This window comes from Bradyrhizobium sp. WSM2793 (genome assembly GCF_000379585.1).
In the GTDB taxonomy this organism is placed as follows: domain Bacteria; phylum Pseudomonadota; class Alphaproteobacteria; order Rhizobiales; family Xanthobacteraceae; genus Bradyrhizobium.
The window spans coordinates 1-26108 of sequence record NZ_KB902818.1 but is presented as its reverse complement, the minus strand read 5'-3'; the positions used below and the strand labels follow the sequence as shown (position 1 = coordinate 26108).

The 26108-nt window shown below is 59.8% G+C and carries 16 protein-coding genes and 1 pseudogene; 3 read left to right on the top strand and 14 right to left on the bottom strand.

Features of this window, described 5'->3' with window-relative positions; genetic code table 11:
• Positions 1-1111: 1111 nt before the first annotated feature.
• The 10 genes and pseudogenes from A3AS_RS0136955 to A3AS_RS0136895 all read right to left on the bottom strand — a co-directional run bounded on the left by A3AS_RS0136955 (position 1112) and on the right by A3AS_RS0136895 (position 18004).
• Complete coding sequence (locus A3AS_RS0136955) at positions 1112-1399, bottom strand: DUF3892 domain-containing protein (protein WP_018322474.1); 288 nt, start codon at positions 1397-1399, stop codon at positions 1112-1114.
• Positions 1400-3159: 1760 nt separating this feature from the next.
• Complete coding sequence (locus tag A3AS_RS0136935; protein WP_026202756.1) at positions 3160-5367, bottom strand: hypothetical protein; 2208 nt, start codon at positions 5365-5367, stop codon at positions 3160-3162.
• A gap of 650 nt (positions 5368-6017) precedes the next feature.
• Positions 6018-6676, bottom strand: a pseudogene (locus A3AS_RS50210) (DUF6088 family protein).
• Between the two features lie 21 nt (positions 6677-6697).
• Positions 6698-8416 (bottom strand): T3SS effector NEL-type E3 ubiquitin ligase NopM, encoded by a 1719-nt coding sequence (gene nopM, locus A3AS_RS0136930; protein ID WP_026202755.1) that lies wholly within the window; start codon positions 8414-8416, stop codon positions 6698-6700.
• A gap of 1003 nt (positions 8417-9419) precedes the next feature.
• The gene (locus A3AS_RS0136925) at positions 9420-11324 is read right to left on the bottom strand and encodes an NEL-type E3 ubiquitin ligase domain-containing protein (RefSeq protein WP_026202754.1); all 1905 of its coding nucleotides are present in this window, start codon (positions 11322-11324) and stop codon (positions 9420-9422) included.
• A 399-nt stretch (positions 11325-11723) separates the two neighbouring features.
• On the bottom strand, positions 11724-12758 hold the full coding sequence (locus A3AS_RS0136920; RefSeq protein ID WP_018322467.1) for a pectinesterase family protein: 1035 nt from the start codon (positions 12756-12758) through the stop codon (positions 11724-11726).
• Between the two features lie 257 nt (positions 12759-13015).
• Complete coding sequence (locus A3AS_RS0136915; protein WP_018322466.1) at positions 13016-14314, bottom strand: glycoside hydrolase family 28 protein; 1299 nt, start codon at positions 14312-14314, stop codon at positions 13016-13018.
• 365 nt (positions 14315-14679) lie between these two features.
• Positions 14680-14964 (bottom strand): hypothetical protein, encoded by a 285-nt coding sequence (locus A3AS_RS0136910; protein WP_018322465.1) that lies wholly within the window; start codon positions 14962-14964, stop codon positions 14680-14682.
• 1150 nt (positions 14965-16114) lie between these two features.
• Positions 16115-16372, bottom strand: a complete 258-nt coding sequence (locus A3AS_RS44310; RefSeq protein ID WP_049815097.1) for a hypothetical protein — start codon at positions 16370-16372, stop codon at positions 16115-16117.
• 912 nt (positions 16373-17284) lie between these two features.
• On the bottom strand, positions 17285-18004 hold the full coding sequence (locus A3AS_RS0136895; protein ID WP_018322462.1) for an aspartate/glutamate racemase family protein: 720 nt from the start codon (positions 18002-18004) through the stop codon (positions 17285-17287).
• A gap of 163 nt (positions 18005-18167) precedes the next feature.
• Between A3AS_RS0136895 and A3AS_RS0136890 the strand changes: the two genes are divergently transcribed.
• Positions 18168-18632, top strand: coding sequence for an Lrp/AsnC family transcriptional regulator (locus A3AS_RS0136890; protein ID WP_018322461.1), 465 nt, complete (start codon positions 18168-18170; stop codon positions 18630-18632).
• Here the strand turns inward: A3AS_RS0136890 and A3AS_RS49595 are convergent.
• The 4 genes from A3AS_RS49595 to A3AS_RS0136870 all read right to left on the bottom strand — a co-directional run bounded on the left by A3AS_RS49595 (position 18629) and on the right by A3AS_RS0136870 (position 23551).
• On the bottom strand, positions 18629-19351 hold the full coding sequence (locus A3AS_RS49595) for a prolyl oligopeptidase family serine peptidase (protein WP_245283370.1): 723 nt from the start codon (positions 19349-19351) through the stop codon (positions 18629-18631). The genes A3AS_RS0136890 and A3AS_RS49595 overlap by 4 nt on opposite strands.
• Before the next feature lie 197 nt (positions 19352-19548).
• A complete protein-coding gene (locus A3AS_RS49590; protein ID WP_245283369.1) occupies positions 19549-20745 on the bottom strand; it encodes a hypothetical protein in 1197 nt (398 codons plus the stop codon).
• A 679-nt stretch (positions 20746-21424) separates the two neighbouring features.
• The gene (locus A3AS_RS0136875) at positions 21425-21736 is read right to left on the bottom strand and encodes a peptidoglycan DD-metalloendopeptidase family protein (RefSeq protein ID WP_018322459.1); all 312 of its coding nucleotides are present in this window, start codon (positions 21734-21736) and stop codon (positions 21425-21427) included.
• A gap of 267 nt (positions 21737-22003) precedes the next feature.
• Complete coding sequence (locus A3AS_RS0136870; protein WP_049815095.1) at positions 22004-23551, bottom strand: Fic family protein; 1548 nt, start codon at positions 23549-23551, stop codon at positions 22004-22006.
• Between the two features lie 836 nt (positions 23552-24387).
• Between A3AS_RS0136870 and A3AS_RS0136865 the strand changes: the two genes are divergently transcribed.
• Positions 24388-24834, top strand: coding sequence for a helix-turn-helix domain-containing protein (locus A3AS_RS0136865; RefSeq protein ID WP_018322457.1), 447 nt, complete (start codon positions 24388-24390; stop codon positions 24832-24834).
• Positions 24835-25401: 567 nt separating this feature from the next.
• Positions 25402-26108 (top strand): outer membrane protein (locus tag A3AS_RS0136855; protein ID WP_026202751.1); only part of this gene is annotated, 707 nt, incomplete at its 3' end.

Sequence of the window (26108 nt, the reverse complement as noted above, 5' to 3'; positions counted from 1 at the left end):
CGCAAACCCGACCGAAAGGCTTGAGCCTGTGGCGCTGTGGACATGCCGCTACGCTTGGACAACGCAAGAGCGTTGCCCACATGCCCACAGCAGGAGCAACAGAAAAACCAACCCGTCGAGCCGCGATTCAAGATTGACCACGCGGCTTCGCCGATGCCAGAAACCAGACAGCCAGAACGCCTCGCGCCCCGGGCGACATCAAATCGGAATGGTGGGCGAGATCATCTCGGAATCCTGGGCGAGATCAAATCGGTACACCCGGGCGAGATCATCGGAATCAGCACCTGGTTGATAAACTTGCGTCCGGCATGCGCGGAGCTGAAAATGCAATCGAGCGGACACCGCCTCAGAATAGTCAGTAGCGTGCTCACACCGAGCTCGCATCACCACGGGCCGTAGCCCTGGCTTGTCTGCATCAGGGCCGGAGATGCTCGGGGTCTTTTTACGCGGCTGAGGTGAGCGCCCGTAGTTGTCCAAGCTTGCGAGCTGCGGCCTCAGAGGCGGGCCTCATCCTGATGTGCTTAAGCCCCTCTTGTGTGGCCAAACCTCACCTTATCGTGCGCCTTCACGAAGTGAAGGCCAGCCTTCAATTCTGGTAGGCGCCCTACGAGCGCTCTTGGCGCTACAATCCGCAGCCCGTGAGCTTGACGACGCTCCCGGGAAGGCGAGGTGGTAGCTTTGTTTTGGCAAGGCAGGCCACCGAAGTTAGCGGCGCGTGGCAGGGACAGCACTTTTCAGGGCCGACAAAGCGCCGAGTCACGTTGCCGCTAACTTCCACTTTGGTCCGAGTGGACGGTGACCATACACGACACAAGCGTTCGCCCGCCGAGCTGAGGCGCTCGGAGCGGATATTGCGCGCTGACCAGATCGCCTTCGGGGCCTCACAAAGGCCGACGCAACCGCCTATTGCGGTTGCTCCGAGGGCCCTTCGACACATGGGTCAAGAAGGACGCGGTGCCAGGCCGCGATGCCCGGCACTCAGAACTTGGGTCGCAATGCGATTGACTGGTATCTGGACCGGGCTTCTAGTCTACTTACCGGGAAGACCGCGTCGAACGACCCTGACACAGCGCTGGCAGAGTGGCGGGCTCAACGTGCGGGCCGGTGATCATCAGGGACACTCGACGAGGAGCGAGAGAACATTGTCGGGTTGAATGTCGTCTGCCGTCGTCTTGATGTACTTGTGCCCGTTGTGCGTGGCCCACACCACATCAACCCTGCGGCCGTTTTCTTCGACATAAAACTCCCATTCGTCGCTCTCGATATCTTTGATAGCCTGATCGATCGATCGCTTCCACGGCGTTCCGTCGGGGTTTAGTCCGCCGATATGTGTGATTCTTTCGTGAGGGTTCGTTCTGCCCGTCTTGTTGGTGCAACGAATGCGTGCGCGTTTGGTCATCGAGTCTCTCCTAGATCTGCAGGCAGCTTAGACGAAGGTAGTTGATCAGGGCGGCCACCAATCCTGGTAGGCGCCCCGGAGACCCTTCTCCGCGATAGAACGTGGCGGCACTCTGAGGATTACGCATCACTCCAAGCGCCGGGGCGAGATTTTCAGCTTTGCTAATCCAAGGGCGAAGGCTGGCCACCCAAGCGACTTGTCGGTAAGGACAGCGCTTTCATGGTTTACATGCGAGCGCCGAGTCTCGCCGCTAACTTCAGGTGTCTTGGTTCGCAGCATCAGCGCCGCAAGAAGCGAGCGACTGCACGCTCGCTGAGGCCTGCTCGGATGCTGATGCGGGTCCGCTGGATTGATGCTGGGCCGAATCGGCGGTTTTCCTCAGCGACCCGGCGGGGGCCTCGAGCTCAGTGGACGCAGAGGAGACGGTTTCGACAACGTTTCCGACGGCAACTTCAAACAGATCAGCGAGCTTGCGCATATCCCCTTCTGCTGGGCGGCCATGCGAAGCGAGGTCATGACGCCGGCAATTTCCAGGATCGCATTCATGCACAAGACTTCGAGCTGCGAGATTGGTCGGCGATCTGGCGTCGAAAGTACCGGATCGGAGCTTAGAATCTGCTGTTCCGATAGGGCCGCCAGCAGCAGGACCGGGCGGATTGTTGAGGAGAGGCTGGTCCCGAGCGCCGTCATTTCCGAGGTTGGCCAGCGCGAATAATTCTTTGTTCGGAACCATGTCAGGTCAGGTTCTCGAAAGCTTGCCTGACTACGGAGACCTGTTCAGGTGATCCTGGAGATGAGGTGAGCGTGGACCCGCAAGATTTTGACCCATTTCATGCACCAGCTTGGTCGCAGGTGCAGCACGCCATCTCGGAAGAGCCGCAGACGAGCTAGGCCGGGCAAGATGGTTTTGAGCAGCACTTGGCCAAGCCAAGGCAGGCCGATCCCGCTCCCGTCGGCGGTGGGGACTCCTATCCCCATCTATCTACAGAAGACCGGGATCTTATCGACAGGGCGATTGCTCAGTATGCGGCTGAGAAAACCCACAACCGAACACGGCCGCGGCGCCTTTCACGTTCGTCGGGAATACTGCGATGTTATTGCCCTGCCCGAGTCCATCATTGAGGCCAACCGTCTGGTGGCGCCCCACTTCTTGGCGAGGGCCGATCCGCCCCACGCGAGTTCTCTCATTGGCAGGCTCTTCTACATTGGTTGATCTAGCAGAGGTTGTGGTGGGAGATAGCCGTGGACGAAACTAGCCTTCGTGACTTTGACGAACCGATGTCGCCTCAGACTTGGCGATCATGGAAAGCCTGGACCGACCATCAAGACTCAGAACCGCAACCCGAAAAGGCTCCCTCTTCGTTGTGGCCGGTTGCTCTTGTGATTTGGTTTCTCTTGGGATTCGTGGCTTTGGCGAGCTGGGTCCGGACTTAGCCTCTTAAATGATCCGGTCAGCCCGTTCGCAACGATAGTTGGCGGAATTCTGGAAACAGGCGCGCTCGTGCCTCTGTGCGGTATCAGTAAACGTGACGGCACCAGTTGATGTGAGTGCCGTTCTGTTCAAGTGCGGGTACGTGTCATGGGGACGTCCCCGCCCGATAAACTGACTGAGCCAGCATCGCCGTCGAAATCAGGGGTGTATTCACGCCCCACCTCTGCGATCTGCATCGATTGGGTGCATGGCCGGTCAAGCACCGCGTGATAGAACGCCTCGCGCGAGCTGCCCGCCGAGCATTTGGAATTGCAACCAACTTGCTTCTTCACCGAGGTTCGGGATAGACGCGAACGCGCTGGCGTCCTTCGCTTTCCACCAACTCGCCCCTGTAAGGCACTCCGCGGATCTCGAAATAGGTCGGCCGCCCGGGCTGGGGCATGATGCGCTCGCCCTCCAAAACGCGCACGAGGTAAGGCGGCAGGAACCGCTCCCTATGCTCCCAGCCGCCCCGGATAAGATGGCCAAGATCGACTGCACCTTCCGCGGTTTGCCTTGCGCTTACGATTGGCGGTGGGCGATGCAGCGGCCGGGATGGCCCGGCTTCGTTCATCCCACCGGCGCGCGGATGATGGATCAGGCGAATATCCCTGCGGCCTCCTGGTCCAAGCGTCGCCGAATAGCGCTCCCCATTGATCGCAAACTGACTTGGCCCGAACTGGTTTGGCAGCAGATTGATGTTGCCCAATACATCGATCAACTCGTCTGAAGCCGCCTGGGAGCCGTGGCGCCAGTTTGCGCCAACGATCGCTCCAATATCCCGCAGCTCCGGAGGCGCCCCCGGCGGTCCCGCGAACGACGAGGCGGCTGCGAATTCAGGTGCCGGCGCAGAGCGCGCATCGTCACGCAAGTCGTGGGGTGTGGGTGGATCCAGCTCAACGAAGGAGTTGAGACCGGCGTAGATGTTTGACGATAGGGGCCTCGCGGACGACGGCGATGCGGGTTCTTGCATCTGTTGCCCAAGCCAGGCCCAAGCTCCCTGGCTCGGGGTGGCCGGAGTAGCAGGAAGCTCGAGCGGCGGATGAGCTTGCGCGGCCCAGTGCGGCGCTGCCATTGGTGAGGCGGGTTCGTGGATTTGCTCGTCAAGCTGCTGCGACGAACCGGCCTGCCAATTGCTGGGCGGCGCTGGCATCGATATGGTGGGCCCGTGGATCTGCTCGCCAAGCCAATCCCAGGCTCCCGCGCTCGGGGTAGCTGGTGTTGCGGGAGGCTCCTGCAGCGAGTGCGGCTGTCGAGCAGCTTCCCAAGAAGGCTGGCCCGGATTCTCAGGAGGCCGCAATCCGAGCGCCCTGTTCGCCTCCAGGATTTGCTCGTATTGGCCAAGCCTGACCAGATCAGCGTTGATCTTGCTGTCGTCGGTTTCGTGCCTGTACTCCTCGACATCCTGAGCGAGCCCAGGGGTGGACAGTCGGCCGGCGATCGGTGGCCGGTCATGCGTCTGCAGCCACTCACTCAGCCTCGACATGCGGCGAGCTTGCCTGTCGATCGTCTTCGGGTCGATCCTGCCTGTCGCCTTTTCCGCCGCCGCCCACATGCCGATCAGGGTTGCGTCCGCGCCGTGAGGAGCCAGTCGGCGGACATCGGCCGCCAGGGCGTTTCCGGCACCGACCTCACGGAGCTTCTTCAAGGCCGCCTTGATGCGCCTGCCCCGGTCCTTTGCGTAGGTATCGACATCCTCATCGAGCTCATCTTCCAGCTGGTGGTTTTCCACATCGGGATTTTCCAGCTGCGCGTTTTCCAATTCCCGGCGAATCCGATCCGCAATTGAGGGCCTGCCAGCCGTGCTCAGGCGCGCGCTCAAATGGCGCAAATCGGTTGCCGCATTCTTGATCGTGCCGTCGCTGAGGTTACCCGCCGCCTTCCTTCTGAAATCTTTAATGAGCTCCTCATCGGCCGCAGGGACCCCGCGCGTCCGGCCCGGCTGCCTGGCGTAATCAATTCGTAAATTCGTCGAAAAGACGTCAGATTGGCCCGCGTCGCCCGACGACTTTTCGCTGCTGCTCCCGCCAAGGGCTTTGCCGATTCCCGACTTGAAGCGTGACCATAATCCGCGGCTTTTTCCGCTCTTGGCCGACGCGGCAGCCTCTGCGTCCGGAAAGCTGTAGCGTGCGCTGCTGAACAGATCATCCCGCAAACTGGACTGCGGCACTTGCGCCGAAGCGGGAAGCTGAAAGCTGGGAATGTCTACGCTCCGGCGCGTGTCGGCTAGCGCACTCTCCCGAAAAGCGGAGTGCGGCGGCACCCGCATCGAACCGCCGAAATCGTCCCGCCGGACTGCTCGACCACCTCCTGCGGGAGCCCGATCAGGCGAAGTTGACTTCCTTTGCTCAGACGGATCGAGATTCAAATCCTCCAGCCGCCGTTCAAAGTCACCGTGTTCGCTTGGGCTGCCCGCTCGCTGCCCATTCCGCTCCTGCAAGGCGGCGTACTCCCGCATCCAGGCTCCTGAATCGAAGAATGGGTCAACCGGATCCATCCTGCTCTCCTCATGTTGTATAGGCCCTGCAGCAATCCGTACGACCTGGATTACGGCCAAGTAGCAGCTCGTTCAGCAAGAATCAGATTCTCGATTGTTGTAGTCGCAACCTTTCGAAAAGCTGACGAGAACAGGATATTGCTGCCCGCGAGACCGGCCTCGCTTCGGCACCCGCCTGACGACAGGCCGGCGTCGCTCCTATTCTGCCGCACCTCTTCGCCGGCCCCTGTTTGAGCCGACGAAATTCGTCGACCGATATAACAATGGATTGCCTGTCGATCGTGCGCCGAATTCAAGCATCACGGCGGGGCTCACATAGCCGCTACCAGTCTCAAATGATCATACGTGACGAGTATCTTATCGTCCTTGGCATCAACTTTGGCGCTGAGCTTGTCATCTTGCAGGCGCTCATTGCTGACGGACAACGTCTTTTCCTTGGCGCAGGCCGGGACGCGTTCTCGTGTCTTGAAGTTCCGCTTTTTGCTCTGAGTGCGGTTCTGAAGGACCGAATTGCCCTCGCTGGTGTTTCACCAGGTCCGGAGCTATCGCTCGAATGCCGTATGGGATTCACGTCTTCCGGGAAACGGCGAACTGCGCCTTCTTTATCCTTGAGACGAGATGCTCGCCCAGTGGCGATGAACAAAGCGCGTTCAGGCACCAAACGTCGAGACGATGTGCAGGCCGTCCTGAGTTCGCAGCAGTAACGCCGCGCGCCTCTCGGCGCTCGGGTCGCACAGGTAGCGCGCACCTTCGCTTACGGGCTTGGCAAGCCAAGTCGGCAATGAAGATCCGGCAGACTTCAAATCGCTCACTTCAATCAGGCTCAGTCTTTGACTGCGGGACCGCAAGGCTTGTCGTGCAGTCTTGGGACCGACCCGACCAAGCGCGCGCACGATCTCACCTGCACGACGGTTTGCCATCGTATGCTGCGAACGCGGTGCATGCTTGAACTCCAGAACTTGCTTGCCAAGATGGACTCGCGGAAAGGACCCGAAGTCAAACAGACCTGCCGAACAGGTAGCTGCGTCGTCAAACCGAGCTGGTTGGCTGCGGCAGCGCCTCGGGAAGCGATGATTTCACCGCGGCGCGCCTTGGTCACCTCAACAACTTTTTCGACCGACGGAGCTCTCGTTCCGAAGCGGCTTTCGACCGAACGCAGAAACACCCTCGCTCCCGCGCGGGAATTTTCGTCGCTCGGCAAGACCGAAAGGCCCTGATCGACGGCAGCGCACTGCAAAAGCACCTTGGCAGCGATCGGCGAGGCTTCACGATCGATGTTTAGGTACCGCCACGGAGCAATGATAAATATCTCTGCGGCGGTTTGGGAGCCTCATAGTTCGAGGCCACGCTCTGCGAGCACACGGTGCATGACCTCGCGTTTGATCTCGCCAGCGATTTCCTTTCGGACCTGGGCTCCGAGCACCCGTTCGGCATCCGGATCGCCTAGAAGACCATGCTCGGCCAGTCGCTGATCCAAGCGGGTTTGAAACTCCTCGCCCATGGCTTCGACGAGCCGGTCTTGCATTGTTTCATATTCGTCCGGAGCGATGCGCCTTAGCACCGTCTCCCAAGGTTGCCAGCGGGTTGCCATGTAGTCGGTAAATTGGTTCGCTTCTTGCTCGCGAACCAGTTCCAGTGCCCGCGCTGCATCATCGGGGGTCACGCGAGAGACCGACAGAAAACGCATGTCAGGGGCGACGTGGCTCAGCTGCAGGGGCTCGCGCAGTAGATGTTGATAGGCCAAGTAGACTTCGACGTCGTCTATGTTCGGGTCGAGGCCGAGGAGCGAGTTGACCCTGTCGCGCGCGATCCCGTCCAGCGCCTCCAGGCGGAACGCAACACGGCCGCGCTGGATCAGTTCGCCAAGCCGGTCTTCGTACACACCGTCCTCGACCTCAGCGTTAAGGCGCGCGGTCTGCATACCGTTCCAGTGCAAAGTAACACGATCCTCGCAGCTCGCGTTGGCCTCGGAAGCCTGTGTGAAAAACTGTTCGCGCAGTCCCGAATTTGCCGCCGCCTGCCGCAGATCATCAGCCACTGCCTGCCGAAACTCGCCATTGCAATAATTCACGGTCCCTCGTAGCCTATCTAGGAACCGGGCGTAGTCCTGGGCGCCTGGCTCATCCGCAAAGTGCTGCCATTCGGCCAGTGCTGCCGGATCGTCCCTGAGCCAGTGCGCGGCAGCCTCGTACAGAGACAGTTGCTCAAGATGCGGTGCCGCGAGGTGAGCGCGGACCTGGTCCGGGAATGGGTTATCCCCGAACTCGAGGTTCTCCAAATGCGGATAGCTAAAACTCCTCGTTAAGAGATCCTCGGGCAGGCTGGTTAGCCGGTTACCGCTGAGATTGAGCGATTGAAGCCAGCTCGGAAGGGGTTCGGGGAGGTTGGTCAATTGATTGCTGCTGACATCGAGTTCAATGAGACCCCATGGGAGGGACTCGGGAAGCTCGGTCAGCTGATTGCCACCAACCGCGAGCGAGGTGAGGCTGCTCGGGAGAGCGTCGGGCAGGCTACCGAGTCGGTTATTGTTTGCGTGCAGTATCCCCAGCCCCGCCGGCAGGTTGTCTGGTAGACTGCTCAACCTGTTATCGTTCACCTCAAGGTGAAACAGGCTCGCCGGAAGAGCGTCCGGCAGACTGGTCAACCGGTTGTGGCTAATAAGAAGTTCGTTGAGACCGGGTGGGAGGCTAGCGGGCAGCCTGCTGAGCTCGTTGTTCATGGCGCGGAGTTCCCGCAGCCTTGGCGGCAGGGCGGCGGGCAAAGCGGTTAAGGACAGGGATGACAAATCTACCGAGCGCGAGCCCGTGTTGTCCGCAGCCCTAATTCGCGAGTAACCCTGTCGCCGATTCTCCGCTTCGCCCTGCCCCTCTTCGGCAGCCCAGTTTTCCAGGATCCGCGCCCGCGAGGAGGCGGGGGTCCGATACCCTGTCAAGACTTCGACCCAATCCGCCATGGCTCGGTTGAAGCCGCTGAGGTAGCTTTCCTGCTCACGCCTTTCAAAAGTGTCCTGGGAGGAACCTGCGCTCCGCTGTGCCTGTCCTGTATCCATCAATTTCTCCATCAGAACTAAGAGTACGCCCCGCGTCTCAAGCTCGCGAAACAGGTGAATGCGCAGCGCAATGACACTTGAGAGCCTGTGCACGTGGGGTGCGGCTGCCGCCCGGCTCTGGTCGGTACACGTTCACACGAGCCCAAGTGCGGCAAATAGATCGACCCTGCTGCGAGCATTCTGCCATTTCGTTGACCAGATAAGTCCGGAGGACCGTCAACGTGGCAGCGTTCTGCCCTTAGCAGGCCCACCTGTCGATCAGCTGACGAGTGTCGCTGTAGAACACCCAAGTCGCTCGGTTTGCTATCAGTGGCAAAAGACCAGCGTGGGACCAATTGCCTTGGCACGTGAGAGGGCCGCCGCGAAGTTGGGCGTTCGAGTGCCTGCCACGCTTCGTTTCCACGCACTCGGCCGAAAAGGCACTCTGCCCGCGCGTTGAGATAACGCACCACCGCCGAGCTGGCTCAATGCTTAAGCCGCTCCTGCGTTGGTTATCCGTGGAAACGTGTAGGCCGGGAGATAACTTAGCTTCGGCCGTGATCGAATCACTGTATCGTTGTAACGACGGTTATGCTGGCTTCGATGCCATCGTTGCCACGCGCCGCAGGATTGGGCCAGTGCCATGCAGAGGAACGCTCGCACGTTTTGCGGCCCAATGTCGCGTTCGCAACAGCTTGGCTGCTTCCCCACATCATGCGCGTTTGCTTTCGGACAGAAGCAAAGGCTGGTGCACAAGTCGATTTTTGAGTCGCGCATGTACGGCAGTTCCGGTAAGCGAGTGGCGTTGCAGGCAAAACATTGATCACAGTATCCCTTTCGCGCCTTTGAAGGTGACGCGAGCAGCAACGGTACGAACCGGCGGCCTTACCGCCTTTCGTCGAACCACGGCTAGCGCCATTTGCTTCGCGGCGGAGCTGCCGGCGGGCGGGTCTCATCGCGATCGCTCAATCGAGCATGGCGGCGGCCGAGTGGCGGATTGACACGCCTCGCATGAACGGCCGCTTTACAGCTCCAGGCCGTACGGTTTGAGCACCTCGCTCGTCACCGCATCCCTGATGTCGCGGGCGATGTTGCTGCGGATCTGGGCTCCGAGCTCCCGCTCGGCATCAGGATCGCCTGTCAGGCCGTACTCGGCGAGAGCCCGGTCCAGGCGAGTTTGAAACTCCTCGCCCATCGCATCGACGAGCCGCTCCTCGATTTCCGGCCTGATGCGCGCCAGCACCGTCTCCCAAGGCTGCCAGCGCGTTAGCAGATAGTTCCTGAATCCCGTCGCCTCCTGGTCCCGCACCGACATCGCGGCCCTGGCAACGTCGTCTTGCGTCACGTGAGAGATGTTCAAGAAGCGCATGTTCGGGGCGATGTGCCATAGTTCCAGCGGCTCGCGCAGCTGAGTCTGGTAGGCAAGATAGACCTCGATCTCGTCGATATCGGCGTCCGCGTCGGTGTCCGCCTCGGTGTCCACGTCGGTGTCCGCGTCGGCGTCGATATCGGCGTCCGCGTCGGCGTCGCGGAGCGAGTTGACCGTCTCGCGCGCGATCCTGTCCAGCGCCTCCAAGCGGAACATGACACGGCCCTGCTGGAGCAGTTCGTCGAGCCGCCCGTCATAGGCCCCGGCCTCGACATCAGCGTTCACGCGTGCGGTCTGCATGCTGTTCCAAGTCAAAGTGATGCGATCCTCGCAGCTCGCGGTCGCTTCGGAGGCGAGCGTGAAAAATTGCTCACGCAGTCGCGGCCTTGCCGCCGCCTGCCGCAGATCCTCGGCGACCGCGTGCCGGAACGCGTCATTGCCATAGTTCACGGTGCCCCGCAGCCTTTCAAGAAAGCCTGCGTAGTCCTGGGCTCCCGGCTCTTGGGCGAAACTGCGCCAGGCAGCCACCGTCTCCGGGTCGCCCTCAAGCCAGTCCGCGACAACTTCATGCAACTGCCGCGGCTCGACTTCCACCGCTCCTTCGCCCATCTCCACCACTGCTTGGGTCATAGGCAAAAATATCTGCGGGCCGGCATAGTCGCCGGCATGCACGGCTGTCAGCAGATTGGTCTGCAACCACTCGGGCAGCGGGTTATTCTCCAGATCAACGCTGGACTCGCGGCCCAGCTGCGTCAGCAGGGTCTCGGGCACACTGGTCAGCTGATTGTTGCTGGCGCCGAGCCATAGCAGCTCGGCGGGCACTAGGTCGGGCAGGCTGGTCAGCTGGTTGTTCGCGGCGCTGAGCCATTCGAGCTCGGCCGGGAGGGGATCGGGCAGGTTGGTCAGCTGATTGTAGTCGACGTTCAGGCGCTGGAGCCCAGCTGGAAGGTCAGGCAGGCTGGTTAGCTGGTTGCCGCTGGCATCCAGCTCCCGGAGCGTTGCGGGAAGGTTACCGGGCAGACTGGTCAGCTGGTTATTGTCGACGCTCAGGCGCCGAAGGCCGGGCGGCAGATCTGCAGGCAGACTGGTCAGCCGGTTTCTGATAGCGGAGAGCCGCCGGAGCCCGGCTGGAAGATCGGGCAAGCTAGTCAGGCGATTGTTGCTGGCGTTGAGCCGCTGCAGATCGGCTGGCAACTCAGGTAGGCTGGTGAGCTGATTTCTCTCAACGTTCAAGCGCCGCAGCTCAGGCGGGAGGGGGGCAGACAAGGCGGTCAGGGACAAGGACGACAGATCAAGCGGCTGATTGACGTTGGCCGCCTCTTGCCAAGCCCGCGTTCGGCTTACGTCCTCTTGTGGACGCTCATCTTGGGCTTGCCCCTCTTCGGCAGCCCAGGCAGCAAGGACCTGGTCCTGCGAGGAGGCGGAATCAGCGGCGGACTGGTCCACCTCCGTCAAGGCTTCGGCCCACTGAGCCGCCGCCGGGGACCCTGGTTCGGAGGTCTCGGATTCGGAAGTCTCGGAAGGAGTGCCAGCCCCAAGCTGGGCCTGTTCTGCATTCATCGATGCCGTCTCTTCGGTAGCTAAATGAAAGGGAATCTGCCGGAGCGCCGCTGCCCGAAGCCGGTAGCTCTCGCCATCGATAGTGATCACCGACTGGCGAGGATGCAGGCGATCACAGAGCGCGCTTGCCACCCAGAACCGACGAACACGCTGTGCTATTCGCCCACAGGGTAGTTGCAGCCAGACGTAGTACGTTCGGACGGAATCTCCGAAAGGGCTATTTTGTTAAAGCAATCCATCCCATTCTCGTCTGCAGCAGATCTCTCAGTCCAGCTAGACAGTACCCATCCTATAAGACTTAGCTGTCGATAAACTGACGAGTCTCGGAAGACTCATAATGCGACGGCAGCAGTTGGGTTGCTGCACAAGACTCTCCATCACAATCAGGCTCTCCTGCCGTCATTCATTCGAGAATCGCCCTCGACGCCCTTCACCGTGAACATTGCTCTGTGTTTCAGGGTTCGTTGGCAGCCAATGTGTGGCACCCCCGAAGAACACTCTCAGCGACCATCTCGCAGCTTCGCCATCTGTCAGTTGATGGGAGTGAGGCTCGCGGCCTAAGGGGTTAGCCCCGACGCCGAAGGATCTATATTCGGCATAATAGCTCGTGCTCAACTTGTTGGTCTCGCCCGGAGCCCATTCGCGCCAGCCTTCCGCAATGACCTGTGCATCTATCTTTGTCGACAGGAAGACCACTGTGGCGTAGGGGCGCCAGGGGCGGCCAAGCGCGATATAGCGCGCGGCAGGGTCGGCAGTTAGCCTGCAATGATCAAAAACATAGCCACTGTCCTCATCCGGCGCTGCCTTGCTCTGAGCGGTATAGATGACCGCTTGATTGGCGATGCCGTGCAACTCACATTGCCGGAACCAGGCCTTTGCGTTGCCAAATATGAAATCGACATGCCCTTCGATGTAGCAGTTCGAGAAGTATTGTCGTGACATTCTGCCGTTTGGTCCCTTGCCGGCAAACAGCGTGTCCTGGGCGCCGAGCAGGCGGACGCGCGTAACGACGTCCCTGTCTCCGGTAACGGACAGCGCGACCGCCTGCGAGGGTGGATTGGCCGGATTGAGGGCATAGTCGTTCTGGATGGTCAGATTCTCGAGCCGGAAGTCATCGCCAGCGGCATCCAGCGTCGCCGAACGGGCGGTTCCTCCTACATTGATCGCGCCGTCACCATACACAATGACCGTATCCTCCGGCTTCCTGCCAGTCCCTTCGATATGAACACCGGATTTGGAGATTTTGACCTTCTCGCGATAGATGCCCGGCGCGATCCGGACATTTCCTCCTTCCGCCGGCAATGCGTCGATGGCTTGCTGCACGGAGTGATAGTCTGCATTTCCGGCATGCGACACCAATAGTGGCCGAGGGTACGCTGCCGGGATGCAGAAACATCCGGCCAGAAGCGCAGCAGACGGCACGAGAACTCGCATGTGATCTTACTCTTCGTTGAATTCGCGGCACGCTCGACGCAGTGGTATAAGGTACCGCCGCGGATAGCCGCCGCGCATGGTCGACACATTCTCCTCGCCAAACCAGAACCTGCACGTAACTTTCGCAATTCCGGCCCTGCAACCCCGTCGGTCGCCTGCAACGAAGCATCGGACAAGAGGCTAACCTTCGGCAAGACCAGCAATTTAGGCTCGCCGATGCGGAACTCACCACCCGGGTTCGGCGCCGGTTGTCGTGCTTAGCGATTGCCGTCGCGGAATGCCCTGGCACATGCCTCCGATCCGCGCGGCAGCGGTTCTGTAGCTCGTCCCGGCAGCGGCGGCGATACGTCAGAGTGATTTGCGGTCACGTTCGCGTATTCGAGTTGCCAAGTCGCGGAATTCGCAAATCGGACATCCTCGAGCGTCACGTCAAGGGCATGCCGCTCGTCTACGCCGCGCATCAGCAGCACACCATTGTCGCCACGCACATGGCGCAGAACGATCTGCCGATAGACCGGAATCCTCGTGCCTAGTGCGCGCGGATCATATTTTGCATCGAACGCAACCGGCCACCGGTTGCCCCTCAAGCACACGTTCTCATAAGTCACGCGCTCGACCAGACCGCCTCGACTGACATCGCTCTTGATGCGCAGGCCAGACGTCGTACCATCCAGCGTCAGATTACGCACCAGTATGTCGCTAGCCCCGGAATTCACCTCGCTGCCGATCGACATGCCGTGCCCCCAGCCGAAATAATTATCAATGATGGAGATATGGCTGCTTGAGCCATTCTCGCCGGCCTTGATTGCGACGTTGTCGTCTCCCGTGCGGATCAAGCTGTGGGTGATGGTCACATCCTGACTCGCGCCGGGGTCGATGCCGTCGGTATTGCGCGCATCCGCCGGTGAATCGATCGTGAGGCCCCAGAAAGTGGCACCTTCGACCCGGTTCATCGCGACATGAAAATTGGGCGCATTGCGCAAGGTGACACCAGAGAATGTGATGTCCTGCGCATGATCGATCTGGATCAAGCGCGGGGCGTTCTGGTTGCCGCCCTCGGCTTGCGCGCGGCGGGCCAGCTGCCACCAGGTTTCGGCGCCGCCGTCCATGATTGCGCCGCCCTGACCATCGATGATCCCCTCCCCGTAGATGCCGCCGCCACGCGTTCTGGAAAAGCTGATGAATGGCCGGCAACCGTCGCCCTTACCCGTGATGCGACCACACTCTCCGCGCCCTTTGTCGTAAGCAGCAGGTTCAGGAATGGCGATCAGCGCCGCACCGCGTCCGATCCATAAGGTCACGCCCGATTTCATCTCGAGTGGACCTGAGTGAAACTCGCCGCGCCCCAGATAAACTGCAGCGCCAGCGGGGCAATGTTGAATGGCGTCCTGTAGGCTAACTGTATCGTTCTTGCCGGAAGGCACAGGGCGATCGCAGACCGTATGAGGTGCAACAGGTTCGGCGATAGTCCGGCGGTCTTGCGCTTTTGCAGCGGGGCAGACAACCATGCAGGCGAGTATGGACAATAGGGCCCAGTTGCAAAAACGCTTTATCATCGACCTGCTCGTGCTTTGTCACGCGCATCATTGCCGCGTGCCTTGTCTGGTATTGAGCGCTGGCTCGATTGAGCCGCCGCGCGCGTCACTGGCCCGCGCAAGATGACATTTATAAGACGCAGCAGAGGCCTCGACCTTGCGATCTCGCAGTAGCAACTTGCCTGTGCACGAAAATGCGATGGTCCAAAAAAACGGCCAATATCCGCGCCGGCTGGCGCTCGCTCAGCAAGTGATGGACGCGAAGCCGGTTCGCCGAAAGGCAACGCGATACGCTCGATACAAGCTAAATGCGTCGCAGGTTTTGCCGGGAATTTAACCGGTCGCGATAGCGAGTTCAGGGCGTCTGCGACAATGGCTCGTGACCTCTAATAGTCGCTGGGCAGCCGGCGTGGCCGTTGATCCGCGGCTGAGGATGCCGGCTCATCATCAAGCAATCGCCGAAGCTCTCCAGGCGGCATCTGCTCCTCGTTGAATATAGACACATCTGGATCAGCCGAAGCCGGCAAATTGCCGACCGGCTGATCCAAGCCCGACGGCACGGACTCATCATGCAGCACTCCCCGGAGCTCGCCTAGTGAGAATGGCAGGTACTCGAAATCGAATGCCTCGGGATCGGCCATGGCCGGCAAGCGGCGGGCGAACTGGTCCACTCCGCTAGGTGCGGACGCATCATCGAGCAGTCGACCAAGCTCCCCCGGAGAAAGCGGCAGGGAAGCGGAACTGAAAACATTTGGATCTATCGAGCCTGAGCATTGTCATCACTGGCTTCGAGCGACTGGGGCCCCGCTCGCCGAGGTAATTCGCCACCTTGTAAAGCATTTGAACATACTTGTCGGCCGTCAACGGTGCCAGGTTTCGGCGAGTACTGATACCGCTCATCATCGCCTGAATGTAATCATGATCCGCGCGAGATACATTCGACGGCGGTTTGCGGCCGGGGCGTCGGGCAAGCCCGGCGGCCACGCGCGCTGCATCCAATTGCTGCTCAAAGGCGTCTCGTTCCGCCTGGTTCGGTTGCTGATCGTCTCGAAGAGCGTGCTGTACCGATGGCGGAGGTGCTGCATTGGATATGTCGAAATTGTGCGAGTCCACGCCAGCCTCTCGTCCAGGAACGGTGGGTTAGTCCGTATTCGGGCAAGCTTTCGAGAAGCTGACGACGCTGCGGCCGGCACCGGATCGCATTCGCACCGGGAACTCTCTTCCTGGCGTCTCACGAATCTAGGTGACTGCCGTTTCCTCCGGACCGCATTGTGCGGGACATAGTCAGCCAGTTCTCGTCATCATCCATGCGATGCCGGATGAGGCATGGTCGTCTTCCGCGGTCAGCACCGCCCGTGACGTCGCATGCCTTGCCTCACGGCCATAGCGGACCATCTTGGTCATTGAACGCGCCCCCTCGCGCCCCCCCTCCAGACACGTCTACCGGTAATTTGAGTGACTTGAAGACGGACAAAACGACCGATCTGGCCCTGGGTCAAGGTGGAGAGCTCTTGGACATTCGATCCAGGACATCTGCGTGAGCAGCCCCCCCAAAACAGGAGGCTCTAGTCACAAACGCGGCGATGCCTCCCGTATGTGGTGCTACTCTGCGCGCATCCTCTGGCCAACGCACCGCGATCAACCAAAAACCCGAGCCTAGCGGCAGGGCCGCCCCCCCGATTTCCAGTTCGCCCGCCGGGTTCGCAACCCGATGCGTCTCGAGATCTTCACCAGGTCCGTGACAAAACCTCTCGCCGTTAACGCGTGCGGCGGCAGCTTTCAACGGTCCCATGATCGACTCGAAAACGTCGCGGCAGCATCCTACTCAACGTGATCATCGACGCCTCCCGACTTGCGCGGTTGTACGTTACGTATTGAATGGTTCGCGGCAGAGTTGCGCTGGCGTTCACCGATGGGCGACGAAACTGCTCGACGCTCAAGTCTCCGTTCCAGATCTGCCAATCCTGCCTTACATTCGGCGACAACCGACTGGGCGCGAAGCAGCTTGACCTTGAGCTCGTCCTGTTGCCTGACTATTTTCTCGGGATCCCAATCGTCCTGCATCAGTCCACTGACCATCTGCAAGCACCGATGCATAGCCGGCGCTCAGCTTCAAGAACCCAGGCTCGGCATCTGCGCAGATGCCCGCGCTTGAGCCACCGGCTAAAAGTGACGCAAACGATCGTCCTAAAGGTAGAATGCCTTTACCCTTGTCTGCACCATGTTGTTGAGGACCGCCATTCGTCGCGAGCCCTTTGCAAGACAATCGGACTCTGGCCGGCAAACCGATGCGCGATCCGAAGATGGCAGAGTTCGCGACGCAGGCGCACGGCTTGGAAAGCGCATCAGGAGACCTCTGCCATGGATCAAGCGGGCAAGTTTCATCTGAATACCTGGATCGGGTGCCGAACGAGCATCATGGTCACAAGTGGTTTCGTCACATCTTCAAGCAACCGGTATGCCAAGGCCGCTTAAGTGTTTTCATGACGAAACGATGTAGGCTTTCTCGCATCACCTGGTTGCGGGCGTCCCGGTTGTCGCGCCTGAAACAACCGACGTCTTGAACGAGACAGCCAAAGCCGCAACCACGACGTCCATAGCAGCGCTCACCATGGCAGCGCTCAATAAAGAGAAGATTCTGCCGACATCGGCCAGAATGCGCTTGCACCTTTTGGCGAACAGACCTCCCATTGCAAGCATGAGCGATGCTTCAGCCTGAGCTATCGATCGCCTTCGCGCTAAGCACGTCGAGGCGGCGCCGAATCCCGCTACAACGAACTTAGTTCACTTCTCGGAGCCGAAGCTTGAAGGTCGAGCGCGATCGACCAATCGCTTGATCTTGCGACAACTTGACAATCGCCCTTCCTGCGCTACCGCGCTGCCCGACATGGCCAGATACAGTGGCATTGGGACCCCGGCTCCGGTCGAGGTCGGCATCACCACCGAGCACGATATCAAGCGTCGATCGGCGAGGCGATCATCGCCGCGCGTTTATGGAGCAGCACCAGCTGACAGCTTACCCTCAGCGAAATCAGCTGCCGCCCTGGCGTGCAGCCTCGCCGAATCGAACACCGGCAATTCTGTATGTTCGGGGCCGATGAGAAGACCAATCTCCGTGCAGCCGAGGATAACGGCATCGGCGCCCCGTGCACGACCGCGCGCGATGATCTCAATAAATTCCTGGCGCGACTGATCAGAGATAACTCCGCAGCACAGCTCATCGAAGATGACATCGTGGATCCGGATCCGTTCGTTCTCCGCCGGCATGACAGCTGAAAGGCCAAAGCGCTGCCGCAGGCGATCACAGTAGAATGGCTGCTCCATCGTATAGCGCGTCGCGAGCAACAGTGGTTTCTTGAAGGAAGCGGCGAGAAGAGCCGCAGCGGTCACATCGACGATGTGGATGAGCGGCACACTCAGCTCGGCAGCAACAATGTCGGCAATCACATGCATCGTATTGGTGCAGATCAGGATGCAGCTGGCACCCGCGTCAACCAACTGTCGGGCTATCCTCGCTAGATAAGCAGCGGCTTGCCTCCAATCTCCTGCCTTCTGAAGGGTGACGATACAGCCGAAGTCAACCGAGCGCAGCAAGATGTCCGCCGAGGCGAGACCGCCGCGGCGCTGACGGACGATTTCATTGATTTCCTTGTAATAGATGGCCGTGCTTTCCCAGCTCATCCCTCCGATCAGCCCAATGGTCCGCTGCACTTTGAGATCTCCACTTCATGCGAAGGCGACACAGGTTTACCGCGCCTTCGGCGCCAAATCTCGGCGTTGTTTCGCGCAATCGCTCTGGAAAGTGCAAATCAAAGGCCTTATCTCGGCGATAGCAAAAACTCTTCTCACCCGAGCCCGAAGCCGCTGAAAGGACATGGCGTTGGACGATCGCGACCTGAAGATTCTGGACAAGTTGCAGCTCAACGCAGCAATTCCCGTCACAGCTCTTGCCGAATCGAGCAATCTTTCGGTGTCCGCTTGTTGGCGGCGCATCAAGCACATGGAGGAGAGTGGCCTGATCTGCCGGCGCGTCGCTCTGGTTGATAGACGCAAAGCCAACGTGCCGATGACTGTGTTCATGGGTGTACGCACGTCGCGTCATTCGATGGCGTGGCTCGAGGGCTTCCGCCGGGCCATTGCAGACATTCCGGAAATCGTCGAAGCCTATCGCTTGACCGGCGAAACCGATTATCTGCTCCGCCTGGTGGTGCCAGGCGTAGAGGTCTATGATGCGGTCTACAAGAAGCTGATCAGTCGGCTCGACTTTGCTGACATCAGCTCGTTCATCAGCATGGAAGAGCTGAAGTTTACGACCACGGTACCATTGACCTATGTTTAGGATGCGCCTCCCGGTGGCTCGGGGCAAAGCCGCCTGGATGCATATGTGTATTCCAGAGCCAGCTGGCGCGCACGTTCGACGAGATTGGCGGCGGCGCGGTGTCCCCCATGGCTGTTCTCAAAGTAAAAATAAGACTGGCCCAGTGCAGCGAGCTTCGCGGCGGCCTTGCGGCCGTCGGCAGGATGCACGCGATCGTCGTTGGTGGAGGTGAAAATGAAAGGCTCCGGGTAGGCCTTGCCCGGAACCAGCTTTTGGTACGGCGAGTAGTCTTCGATCCACTCTCGTTGTTCGGGAATGGCCGGGTCGCCATACTCGGCGGTCCAGGACGCGCCCGCCCCTAACTGGGTGAATCGAAGCATGTCGAACAGTGGCACTCTTATGATCGCCGCGTTGAAAAGCTCGGGGCGCTGGGTCATTGCAGTGCCGACCAGCAGGCCCCCCTGGCTAGCGCCGATCACGCCGAGCCGGCGCGGACTTGTGAGTTTCCAACGGATCAGATCGTCGGCGACCGCGATGAAATCATCCCATGTGCTTTGCTTCGTTGCTCCCTGGCCCGCCCGGTGCCATGCTGGACCGAATTCGCCGCCTCCACGCAGATTGGCAACAACATAGGCATTGCCCCTCGAGCCATAGTCGACCCATAGGTCCCGCATAGGAGGGGAGAAGCGGAACCTGAAACCCGCCATAACCATAGAGAAGCGTCGGGGTCGAGCCGTCAAATCTTGCGCTCCTGGGCCGCACCAGGAAGTACGGAATCCGCGTGCCATCGCGCGAAGTCGCCTCCAGCTGCTCCACGACATGCTTCGATGCGTCGAACGTCGCTGGTGCCGTTTTCAAGAGCTCGAGCCGTTTGCTTTCGGCATCAAAGTACCAAAGCGACGTTGGCGTCAGATAGTCAGAGACGGTAAACGTCATTTCATCCGCTTGCGCGGAAGTGGCTGATAGGCTTACGGTCGCATTCTCCGGCAGCGGGACTGGTGTGGCATGCCAGGCACCTTGATCGTACCTGTAGACGAATGCCTTTGCTTTGAACGTTGTCGAGAATCGTCAGGACCAGGAAATTCCTGGTGCTGCCAAATCCGCGGAGTGCCTGCCGCGAGTTGGGCTCGAAAACGACAGAGGGTTTCGCACGCAGCGGATCCTGCTTCCATTCGGCCAAATCATACGAGATCATTGAGCCGGCCTTGAAGCTGGTATCGCCGGAACGGATCCAGTCTTCGTCCAGTTTCACAAGCAGGCGGCCACTCGCGATGCCGACGATCGAGGCCTTCTTCGGCAGATCGAGCTCGATCGGCCCGGCCGGCCCGAACAGCACATACTGCCGCTCGAAGCCGTTGATCCGACGCGCGACGCCGGTCATCCGCCGTTCATCAAACACCCATGGCAGGATTTCGAAGTCGGTGCGCTGGCCGCGAAAAACTTCGCGCGCCTGATCGAGCGGCTGAGCGCGCTTGAGTTCCTTCAACACGAAAGGATAGCCGGCCTCGGTCGTGGTCCCCTCGCCCCAATCACGTGCAACGAGGACAGTGTCACGGTCAATCCAGCTGACGCTCTGCTTGCCCTCGGGCAGTTGGAATCCACCTGCAACAAAGCTTTTGGCTTCGCTGTCGAACTCCCGTATGGACACGGCGTCCTTGCCACCGTCCGAGAGTTTGACGAGGCAGCGCCGCCCAAGGCAGCTGTGACCCTTGTAGACCCAGTTCTTGTTCTCGGCGACAGCGAGTGCGTCAAGGTCCAGGATGGTCTCCCATCGGGGATCCTGGCCGCGGTAGCTCTCAAGCGTGGTGCGCCGCCAGATGCCGCGCACGTGGCTCTCGTCTTGCCAGAAATTTTCGAGACCTTGCCGTGTCAGCGAAACGGACGGAATCCGGTCTTTTGCCTGGAGGATCGTCAGCGCGTCCTGGTAGAAGCGATCGTAGCGAGGATCCGACTCGAGCGAGCCGAGCGTCCTTTCGTTCTCGGCCTGTGCCCAGGCCAATGCGCGCGGCCCCTCGGCCTCCTCGAGCCAGAGGAACGGATCGTCCGTCGGCGTCGCACCAGACTGCCCGTGGAGCAGCGCGACTGTAAGGCATATTATCGAGAGCAACGCGGCGCGCAGAAGAGACTTTTTCATTTGGCTTCCTCGGACAGGCACGCAGCCTGAGAGCGCAAGTTCTTGCGAGTGGACGAAACAGCGAAATTCGTGTTGCGACCGTGCACGCGATGTGTCGCGCCGGCCGCAGCTCGATCTCTGCAAGCAGCATGCCGCCGACAAACAGCAGGTTTCCGCCGCATCGTGCCGCATCGCCATGCCAGCTTCCCGACATTGGCTCTGAAGCTGACAATCAGGTGTCCGCCGGGTAACGTTTCGGCATCACCTTTTGAGGCCGCCGGTTCGACCGCGGAAACAGTATCGGCAGTGCGATATTGCGGCGGGACTGCTTCTCGCGTGCGTTCGGACAGAGGGCGTGTGAGCTTAGCCGCCTGAGTATTGGCGGCGTGACTTGCGAGCGGGCTCGTACGACAAAGAAGAGCGCATTGAGCAGTAGTCAAAATCGCCGTCAGGAAAAAGACCGTGTTCATGGCAAACCTGCGAAATGCTTTGATCAAGCGGCTCGAAATCCGTCTGCCGATCAACATAGCGACATGCCCGGTAATCCCATTCGTCGCACTCGCTGCCAATCTGTTTGATCATCCCTTTCAACGCAGAATGGAGGAAACTACCGCGGGGCTCTGCGGCTTCTTCGCCGCAACGACCTCATGGTCGTTCAACACGGGAAGCAGGGGACGCCCGGTCTCCTTGTCGACGTCGCTCAGGTCCACCTGACGGCCATATCGGTCGCGCAGATAGACCACGATGAGCGATGAAAAGGGGGTGCCTTCTCTCGTGCCATGCAGACCCGGACATCAGTATTCGACTTGGCGTCGTGACGGATACACGGGGGACCAAGCAGCACGGCTTGCGGAACGGGCGCTTCGATCTCAAAGTGCAGGTGCTTGGTCGTGTCCGCGGGCCCGTCCATGAAATCTCCCATCACGCCGATGAACTGGCCAGCCTTGACGCTGTCGCCGAGCTTCAGCGTGTTGGGTGCACCGGCCCGGAACGGCGAATGATCGGGGTTCATAGATCAGGTGCTTGTTCCGGATCTTTAGACGAAGCCCTCGTACGGAGGCAGGCCTGCCGTCCTTTTCTTCGTGCCGACCTCGATCACAACTCCGTCGGACACCGACACCACGTGATCGGGTCGACGAGTGGCACACGTGGCGGATCGTTCTTCGATCCCTTTCGGAATTGGGCCCAGCCGGCATCTTGAATCAGCACCCGCCTGATTTAGGAATCCCCAATCGATTCAGCCTCAGGCGATCATGCTCTAGTCATAGCGGGCGGACGGTCAGCTCTCTGTTCCGGGCTCGCGCGAGAAGGCTGCTTGGTAGAGGCCCTCAATCTTCGTGACTTCGTCTGGCGTTAGCTGGGAGAATTCGTTGTCACGGGCGCGCTTTGAGAGCCGCCCTTCATTCTGCTGCAAGAATCCTAGGAGGTTGTTGAGGGTCCGCTCCGGCATATCGACCATGTTTTCGACGCCAGCCCGGAATGTATCGAAACTCCGCAAGAACCGGGTTTCCCTCGGAAGATCCTGTTCGATAGTCCTCTGCACGCATTCGTACAAAAATTCCGCGTGCGGCGTTGCATCGAAGAAGCGGTAAAAGTCAGCGGTATCATTCAGGACCTTGACGTTGCCCTTTGGAGTCGGCTCCCATTCGATGCACGGAAGCAATCTACTCGAATAGCTTTCCAGCACGCTCTTGTATTCGCCGATCTTGTCGAGAATGGCTGCCGAAACTGGAAAGTGGATGCCGGCAGGATTGAAGCCGCGCCGTGCCAGAACATGGTGCATTAGGTATCGGTGAATGCGGCCATTGCCATCCTCGAACGGGTGAACGTAGACGAACCCGAAAGCCAGCACGGCGGCGGCAATGACAGGATCAAGCTCATTTTCCGCCGCCTGATCGAACGCGATCAAGCCGCGCACGAGCAAGACGATATCTTCGTGACGTGCGCTGACATGATCCGGAATGGGTCCTTGCGTCTCGCGGTCATGCTCGCCGACGAAGCCGCCTTCGTTACGAAAGCCGAGCTTGACGAAGCGTTCATCACCGATGACGATCCGCTGCAGGCGCAAAAACTCAGCCTCATCGAGCGGCGCCCGTCCTGCTTCGCCGATGACCTTGCCCCAGCGTTGGATGCGATCCTGCGGCGGCCTTTCTCCTTCGATGATGTAACTCGACTTCGAGTCCTTGAGGAGAAGGAAGGCGGCGGTTCGCGCGAGCAGATCCTTCGGGACTTGGCTCACCACGATCCGGGCGCGCTCCTTGAGATCCTTTGCAACAAATTCCGCAAGTAGCGGTGTCTTGAAAACGAGCGGGCAGAAGTCCGGCGTGCCCGGCAGGTTGTTGCGGACGCGGTGCCGTGCTGAATTCTGTCCGGAGCTCGCATACTGGAGTTCGGTATCGACGGCATCGACGTAGGAGACCTTGTCTGCTGCGGGCAGATTGAGCTCGCGCCCCAACAGCCATTCGTAGAGAAACCAGATGCGGCGCGTGTAGAGCCCAGTCGGCTTCTGGTTCACAAGGTCCGCAATCTCATCCTCCTTCACGGTGAGGAAGAGGCGCTTCAGTATGGCAAGGTCTAGTCCTTCGTTTTTGAGCGCGAAGGTGAGATGTCCCTCAAGGCTGGCGTCCGGCGCATGACGTGGCGTGTAGATGCGCCATCCCCCATGCTCGATGATGCGGTGCTTTGTTCCAGTGGCGGAAAGCACGCGCGGGATCGGGACGGACAGCCGGTAGGCGTCAATCAGCGCAGCGTAGCCGGCGGGGGTCGCAGTCTCTGGCAGCCTCCGGTCATGAAAAACGCTCACGGGACCTGAAAACTGTAGCTGCATGGGCTCAATCCATGAAAAACGTTCTCGGCCGTGAATTTCGTTGGCGATCTCGCCTTCGGGCCGAAATTAGATCTCATATATCACGAAAAAGCTTCGCGAATGATAGATCTTGTGAAAAATCTTCACGTCCTTCAAATTGCAGGGTCGGGCCAGGGCGCCGAAGGGCTAGCAAAGCGAAGAGCTGCCCGCGCCCAACCGCTCAATACGCTAATTAAGCCAGAGGCACAATCCCAAGTAGCATCCAAAATGCACGTCTTAACAGGATGCGGTATGTTTGGATCAGAGCCGCGCGATTGCCGGTGTATTTGCTCCAGGGTGATTTGATGGCCTTCCCTCACTGAGCGGGAAGTCGAAAGCCTACGCATTGATCAGCGTAGTCCATATCGTCAAAGGAACACTTTCAGCTACTGACGGCTTTGGATGCCGGCCAACATGCGCCTTGCTCACCGGCTCGGCAAGCGTGCTGCGCCTGCCGCGCATGACCCATGGCTGCGGATTATCGATCGAAATGTGATTGGCGTGCCGGCAATCCAAGTTTTCGTTACGGGTTTTCCGCATAGCCCGACTGAGCGGATTTGAAGCTCCGGTTTGAGATGCGGTTATAATACTTAGTATGACTGAGCGTTCTGGCGGAAAACTAAACTTCCTTGAATAGACCCTCCCGGAGGGCCTATTGGTCGATGCCGGATGGAATGACGAAGCATGGCTACTCGACAAGTCTGCGCAGCCAGTACGTTTCGGCTGGCTGGCTTGTTCAGCTGTCGCGCGCCATGGAAAACTGCCCCCTCAGCGTCACGAGGAATTGCCCCCTCCTTGGATAGCTGGGGAGAGAGTGAATGAAGCAGGAACGAATCACTGAAGGCTCGTCGTGGATTGATCCACGGGGGCAGGTGATGAAGACGCCGGATGACATGGCGGAGATGTTGCGCCTGAGGGCGTGCGGGTGGGGTCTGAAGCGGATTGCGCGACAGCTGGGCTGCAGCCATCACACGGTGAAGGGCTACGTGGTGGCGGGCGGGGTGAAGGCGTTCAAGTCGCCTGAGCGGCCGAAGCATCTCGACGGCCTTGAGGGTTGGCTGCGCGAGAGGCTCATTCGGCATCGCGGCAATGCCGACGTGGTGCGCCAGGACCTGTTGGCCGAGCAAGGCGTAACAGTCAGCCGGCGGACGCTGCAACGCGCCGTGCAGCCCTATCGCCAGGCGCTGAAGGCGGAGGCGCTGGCTACGACGCGGTTTGAGACGCCGCCGGTCCGCCAACTTCAGCGGACCTCTAACGGGACCTAATTCCCAAAGCTGGCGAGACCCGCCGCAATTCAAAAACCTAAAACGATCCGTGGACCGCTTGTCTTCGAAGCGAACTTTTCGCGCACCCACGTTTCGCAAAAATTCAGGGGCGGTGAACTGCAAGCGACGGCCTGCTTGCCAGGGGCAGCAGCTCGTGCGGCGACAAGAACATTATATTCGAGAATCCGCGCTGAACCGATTGCCGCTCGACCACCCTGGGAACATGAAGGCGCGCATGACCGCCTGGAATTCCGCATTCAGGGCGGCGACGGAGAAGCTGTCGGCGCTTGATTGTCAGCATTGAAACCATTGTCAGCAAGTTGACGCGACGAACTCTTACGAAATCCCGCAAAGCATACGAACTGAGTTCGGCATGCGGCTTGCTCTGTTTCGGACACATCACCAATCGTAGGGCGGTGATCTTCGGGTCGGACCAGGCGCGCGTTGCCGCAGTGTCTGGCCAGACGATTTGCCGTGCGGCGATACTTTAAGGAGCCGGCTGTGGACCGGCAAAGTGCAAGGCAATCTTTGATGCGATCCAGAGTTCTTTTTTGGGGTGCTACGACAATGGCGCTCGTCGCAAGCGGTGCAGCCAGGGCGAACTTTGAGCGAGAAGTGCAACTGCCGCCGGCGGTATGGAACTGGACCGGAGGTTACATTGGCGGGCACGCCGGCGGCGGGTACGGGCGAACCTCCTTCAGCAATCCCTACGGTCCATCCATCTATGGCGGCGCCGTCGATATCCCATCGTTTGTCGCAGGTGGCCAGATCGGCTACAATTGGCAGAACAACAGCTGGGTGTTCGGCGTCGCACTGGATGCCAGCGTAGCTGTCGGCGAGGGTACAAACACCTGCCTCGCAGCCTCCGGCTTTGTTGTAAGCGCAAACTGCAACGCAGGTCCGAGCTTCTTTGCCACCGCAACGGGCCGCGTCGGTTACGCTTTTGGCGCGCTTGGGCACACCCTGGCCTATCTCAAAGCAGGCGTAGCCTGGCAAAACAATCGGGGCGATGTGGTCAACAACTATGAAGGCGGCTGGCCACAGGGCAAAACGCATTTCGACGATGGTCGTCTCGGTGGCGTCATCGGTCTGGGCATCGAGCAAGCCGTTACGCCTGCATGGTCGGTGAACGTCGAGTATGACTATCTGCATTTTGGCGGACCGCGTGTCGCGACGGCTTCGACAGTCCAGTTTCCGCCGTTTGCAATTCTGCCGGCGAACACAACCAGCCTGACCAGCAACTATCACATCGGAAAGATTGGCCTGAACTACCA

Bases quoted from the DNA above. Each gene is read 5' to 3' on its own strand.
- A3AS_RS0136955 (WP_018322474.1), bottom strand. From the start codon at position 1,399: ATGACCAAACGCGCACGCATTCGTTGCACCAACAAGACGGGCAGAACG.
- A3AS_RS0136935 (WP_026202756.1), bottom strand. From the start codon at position 5,367: ATGGATCCGGTTGACCCATTCTTCGATTCAGGAGCCTGGATGCGGGAG.
- nopM (WP_026202755.1), bottom strand. From the start codon at position 8,416: ATGGATACAGGACAGGCACAGCGGAGCGCAGGTTCCTCCCAGGACACT.
- A3AS_RS0136925 (WP_026202754.1), bottom strand. From the start codon at position 11,324: ATGAATGCAGAACAGGCCCAGCTTGGGGCTGGCACTCCTTCCGAGACT.
- A3AS_RS0136920 (WP_018322467.1), bottom strand. From the start codon at position 12,758: ATGCGAGTTCTCGTGCCGTCTGCTGCGCTTCTGGCCGGATGTTTCTGC.
- A3AS_RS0136915 (WP_018322466.1), bottom strand. From the start codon at position 14,314: ATGATAAAGCGTTTTTGCAACTGGGCCCTATTGTCCATACTCGCCTGC.
- A3AS_RS44310 (WP_049815097.1), bottom strand. From the start codon at position 16,372: ATGGTCAGTGGACTGATGCAGGACGATTGGGATCCCGAGAAAATAGTC.
- A3AS_RS0136890 (WP_018322461.1), top strand. From the start codon at position 18,168: ATGGCGTTGGACGATCGCGACCTGAAGATTCTGGACAAGTTGCAGCTC.
- A3AS_RS49590 (WP_245283369.1), bottom strand. From the start codon at position 20,745: ATGAAAAAGTCTCTTCTGCGCGCCGCGTTGCTCTCGATAATATGCCTT.
- A3AS_RS0136875 (WP_018322459.1), bottom strand. From the start codon at position 21,736: ATGAACCCCGATCATTCGCCGTTCCGGGCCGGTGCACCCAACACGCTG.
- A3AS_RS0136870 (WP_049815095.1), bottom strand. From the start codon at position 23,551: ATGCAGCTACAGTTTTCAGGTCCCGTGAGCGTTTTTCATGACCGGAGG.
- A3AS_RS0136865 (WP_018322457.1), top strand. From the start codon at position 24,388: ATGAAGCAGGAACGAATCACTGAAGGCTCGTCGTGGATTGATCCACGG.